Genomic DNA, 4,563 nt, shown 5'->3' on the forward strand with positions numbered 1-4,563 from the left:
GAAATTGAAGTTCGTCCAAGTATCAATCAAATAGACGATTTATTGGAAGAAATACAAATTCGAGTTGAAAAAGACGAACGTACTTTAGTTACAACTTTAACCAAACGTATGGCTGAAGAACTGGCAAAATACTTAACCAGAATTCAAGTTCGTTGTCGCTATATCCATTCTGATGTTGATACTTTAGAACGTGTAGAAATTATGCAAGATTTACGTAAAGGGCTTTTCGATGTTTTAATTGGCGTGAACTTATTACGTGAAGGATTGGATTTACCAGAAGTTTCCTTAGTTGCTATTTTAGATGCCGATAAAGAAGGGTTTTTGCGTTCACACCGTTCTTTAACACAAACTATTGGTAGAGCGGCACGTAATGTTGAAGGAAAAGCAATTATGTACGCAGATAGAATTACAAAAAGTATGCAATTGACAATAGATGAGACTACTAGGCGAAGAGAAAAGCAAGTTGCTTACAACACAAAACACAATATTACACCTACACAAATTAAAAAGAGTATAGAAAATACGTTGGCAAAAAATACCGTTACTTCATATCATTATGATAATGGTGCGAATATGGCTGCCGAAGAAGAATTAAACTATTTATCTAAAACTGAAATTGAAAAACGCATTCGGGAAAAACGAAAGCAAATGGAAACAGCTGCAAAAGCATTAGATTTTATTGCTGCTGCTCAGTTACGTGATGAAATAAAGGTGTTGAAAGAAAAAGTTTGAAAAGTCATTTAGAAAAAAACTAAACAAATAGGAAGATTTAAAACAAACTTTGATAAAATTAAATCGTAATTCTTAAGTCCATCAAGTCAGCTTTAAGAATTACGATTTTATAAACTTTTAATTTATTAATTCGAAAGATTGTTTGGCAATTTCCAACTCTTCATTTGTTGGAATAATTAATAGTTTAACTTTAGAATTTTCTGAATGAATTTCTGTTAATTTTCTAGCTTTAACGTCATTTTTTTGTACATCCATATCAATTCCAAAGAAATCTAAATTTTCACAAACCATTTTTCGAAGAACTATTGAATTTTCACCAACACCTGCAGTGAATACAATGGCATCTACACCATTTAAATTAGCAATATAACCTCCTAAATAATGTCTAATTCTGTAAGCACTCATTTCTAAAGCAAGCTGACATTTTTCATCTCCCTTTATTGCTTCAGCTTCTATATCTCTATAATCAGATAAACATCCTGTTAAACCAATCATACCACTTTCATTTTGAAGCAAGGCATTCACATCATTTAACTCATAACCTAAATTATTAACTAGGTAAAAAATTATTGAATTATCAATTGCACCACTTCTACTTCCCATAATTAAACCTTCATTTGGACCAAATCCTAATGAAGTATCAACACTTTTTCCATCTTTAACAGCTGTTATGCTGCATCCACCACCTAAATGAATGGTTATTATTTTTTTGCTTTGCTCTTCACCTAAATGGGTACGTGCTATTTTAGCCACATACTTATGACTTGTTCCGTGAAAACCAAACTTTCGAATGTTATGTTCCTCTAGAAATTTATTTGGAATGGCATATTTGTAAGCCTGAACAGGCATTGTTTGGTGAAATGCAGTATCAAAAACTGCAATTTGTTTTGCATCTGGAAAAATATTTTCAGCAACTATAATACCTTCATAATTAGCTGGATTATGTTGTGGAGCCAACGAAAACAATTCTTTAATTTTAGCTTTTACTTTTTCATCAACTAAAACGGTATCTGAAAAAGCATCTCCACCATGCACTACTCTATGACCTACCGCAGCAATTTCAGAAGTTGATTTTATAACTCCAGACTCTTCATCTAATAAAAATTTTACAACTTTTTCTAAACCTTCTTTATGGTTAGTAATCATACATACTCTATCAATTTTATGATCTTTTGATTTGTAATGTACTTCTGGATTGGTTAACCCAATTCTTTCTACTAAACCTGAACAAATTACTTCTTCTTCTGGCATTTTAAATAATTGATATTTAATGGAAGAACTACCTGAATTTATGATTAAAATTTTCATTTCTTATTTAATATGTTTTTACCAATTATAGTTACTAATTGCACTAATTTTTCATTTAAATTATACAACAAGTAATTTATTCTATGCCTTGTGCTTGAATTGCAGTTAATATTACCGTATTAAAAATATCATCAATTGTGCAGCCTCTACTTAAATCGTTTACCGGTTTATTCAAACCTTGCAGCATTGGCCCGATTGCCAACGCGCCTGTTTCTCTCTGCACAGCCTTATACGTATTATTTCCTGTATTTAAATCTGGAAAAATTAATACATTTGCTTGGCCAGCAACTTCTGATTCTGGCAATTTACTTTTACCAATTTTTGCATCTACCGCAGCATCGTATTGTATTGGCCCTTCAACTTTTAAATCTGGTCGTTTTTCTTTAATAATTTCTGTTGCTCTTCTAACAATATCAACATCAGCTCCTTTACCAGAAGCACCTGAAGAATAAGAAAGCATTGCAATTTTAGGATCCATACCAAAATTAATACTAGAATCTGCTGATGAAATGGCAATCTCTGCCAATTGTTCTGAATTTGGATTTGGATTAATTGCACAATCGCCAAAAACAGAAACTCTATCTTCTAAACACATGAAGAAAATTGATGAAACTACCGAAACTCCTGGTCTTGTTTTAATAAATTGTAATGCTGGTAAAATAGTGTGCTGTGTTGTGTGTGCTGCTCCAGAAACCATTCCATCCGCCAAACCTTTATAAACCATCATTGTTCCAAAATAAGAAACATCTCCCATTAAATCTTCTGCCATATCAATGGTTAGACCTTTATTTTTTCTTAATTCAAACAAAGTATTCGCAAAATCTTTAAAATAATCAGAACTAACTGGGTCAATAATATTAAATTTATTTATATCAACTGTTAAACCTAAACGGGTTATTGAATCTACAATTTTATCGTAATCACCTAATACCGTTAAATCAACAATATCCATTTGAACTAATCTTGCAGCAGCGGTAATAATTCTATCATCATTCCCTTCTGGTAACACAATATGTTTGCGTTGCTGTTTGGCGCGCTTCAATAAATTATATTGAAACATTCTAGGTGTTATGCTATCGTTCTTAAACGTGATTAATTTTTCATTTAGCTTTTCTACCTCTACATATTTGTCAAAAACATTTAAAGACGTTGTAATTTTCTCTTTATTTTCGGCATACATATGAGAACGTATAGCTCCAATTTTATTTGCTACAGCAAATGTGCCTTCCTTGACAGTCAGTATTGGTACTACTTGAGCCAAACCATCAATTAATTTAATAATTGGTTTTTCTGGAGTAATACCTCCTGTTAGAACAATTCCCGAAATTTTAGGGTAATTTGAAGAAATATTTGCTTGTAATGCACCTAAAATTATATCAGCCCTATCACCAGGAGTTATAATTAAGCAATTCTCACATAAATGTCCTAAATAATTTCGAAGCTGCATGGCTCCAACTATAAATTTAGAAGACTGGTTATTTATATGTTCTTTTCCAAATAAAACTTTGGCATCTATTGCTTTTGCAACCTCTTTTATTGTTGGATTATTTAAAGATGTTATTAAAGGAATAACACTTACAAAAACATCTTTCGGTAAATTTTTCTGAATACCATCTCTCGCAATTTTAATGTTTTTTTCTTGAACTTTATTTGCAATAACGGCTAATACTTCGACTTCTTTTTCTTTAAAAGAATCATATGTAATATGCACTCCATTTACAAATTCTTCCAAAGTTTTATCAACACCACTGGAAACAATAATTGCTGGTATTCCTAAGTTTTTAGCAATTAAAATATTAGCATCTAATTCAATAGCAGTGCCTTCTCCAGAAAAGTCGGTACCTTCTACTAACATAAAATCATTTTTCTCTTCTAAGGCTTTATATTTTTCAATAATCATATCAAATACTTCACCCTCTTTACCTTCATTTCTTTTTTTTATGTATTCTGATCGTGTAAAAGCAAAAGCTTCATTAGGATTTATATCTAAATTAAAATGAGATATAATTGTACTAATATGATTATCTTTCTTTCCTTTTTTATCAGCATCAATAATAGGTCTAAAATAACCCACTTTAGCTGTTTTACCTAATAGCATTCTCATTAAACCTAAAGCTACAATAGATTTTCCACTATTTGCTTCGCTGGTTGCTATATATATAGCTTTATTCATTATAAAAATTTTATGCAAATATACTTTATAAGAATTGGTTCACCAGTTTTTTAAAAGGAAAGTTTAGTGACTTTTGTCACCTTTTAAAAAAATATATTGGTGCTAAATTAGAAATTATTAAGAATACGGATTTTTATAAAAAACGGTGTGAATCAAAACTAAAATATATAACCTAAAAATATTAACTACTTTTATTAAACAGTTTTTTAAAAAAAGATTTCTTTTCAGCTTCGGTATATCCATTAGAATACTTCGCAGAGTTATATCCATGCCCATAGCCATAACCGTAACCATAACCATAGCCGTACCTAGATTTTATTTTAAAATCATTTAAAACAATACTTACTTTA

The 4,563-nt window shown here is 30.6% G+C and carries 3 protein-coding genes; 1 reads left to right on the forward strand and 2 read right to left on the reverse strand.

Annotated elements, in window-relative coordinates; all coding sequences use genetic code 11:
- The coding region (locus AB1Z17_RS04870) for a helicase-related protein (protein WP_368050673.1) at positions 1-732 on the forward strand (732 nt) is incomplete at its 5' end.
- A gap of 117 nt (positions 733-849) precedes the next feature.
- On the opposite strand, the gene AB1Z17_RS04875 is transcribed toward AB1Z17_RS04870, so the two are convergent.
- Positions 850-2,040, reverse strand: a complete 1,191-nt coding sequence (locus tag AB1Z17_RS04875) for an acetate/propionate family kinase (RefSeq protein WP_368050674.1) — start codon at positions 2,038-2,040, stop codon at positions 850-852.
- A 76-nt stretch (positions 2,041-2,116) separates the two neighbouring features.
- Positions 2,117-4,213: a phosphate acetyltransferase gene (gene pta / locus AB1Z17_RS04880; RefSeq protein WP_368050675.1), complete on the reverse strand. Its 2,097-nt coding sequence runs from the start codon at positions 4,211-4,213 to the stop codon at positions 2,117-2,119.
- Positions 4,214-4,563 lie beyond the last annotated feature (350 nt).

Origin of the sequence: Lutibacter sp. (assembly GCF_040883305.1) — a bacterium.
Taxonomy (GTDB): Bacteria; Bacteroidota; Bacteroidia; order Flavobacteriales; family Flavobacteriaceae; genus Lutibacter.

What these genes read in the sequence shown, in the direction of transcription:
- AB1Z17_RS04875 (WP_368050674.1), bottom strand. Translation starts at nt 2,040, where the DNA reads ATGAAAATTTTAATCATAAATTCAGGTAGTTCTTCCATTAAATATCAA.
- pta (WP_368050675.1), bottom strand. Translation starts at nt 4,213, where the DNA reads ATGAATAAAGCTATATATATAGCAACCAGCGAAGCAAATAGTGGAAAA.